Origin of the sequence: Enterobacter sp. EGD-HP1 (assembly GCF_000733275.2) — a bacterium.
GTDB lineage: Bacteria > Pseudomonadota > Gammaproteobacteria > Enterobacterales > Enterobacteriaceae > Enterobacter.
The window spans coordinates 1-276 of sequence record NZ_AVOP01000031.1; the positions used below are offsets into that span (position 1 = coordinate 1).

At 51.4% G+C, this 276-nt stretch carries 2 tRNA genes; both read right to left on the reverse strand.

Going from position 1 to position 276, the window contains the following annotated elements:
- Window positions 1-59: 59 nt before the first annotated feature.
- Window positions 60-135 (reverse strand) — tRNA-Ala (locus N037_RS15620).
- A 42-nt stretch (window positions 136-177) separates the two neighbouring features.
- Window positions 178-254 (reverse strand) — tRNA-Ile (locus N037_RS15625).
- Between the last annotated feature and the right edge of the window lie 22 nt (window positions 255-276).

The window sequence follows — 276 nt, forward strand, 5'->3', positions numbered from 1 at the left end:
ACTTCGCAGTGCACCTTTTCAGGTTCACTCTGAAGTTTTCTTGTGTTCGCAGTAAAAGATGGTGGAGCTATGCGGGATCGAACCGCAGACCTCCTGCGTGCAAAGCAGGCGCTCTCCCAGCTGAGCTATAGCCCCATCGTGTGTAATCTCTGTACCGCTCATCCTTTAAAAGGAGTTTGGTAGGCCTGAGTGGACTTGAACCACCGACCTCACCCTTATCAGGGGTGCGCTCTAACCACCTGAGCTACAAGCCTGCAGAGATTTTTACTGCTGTTT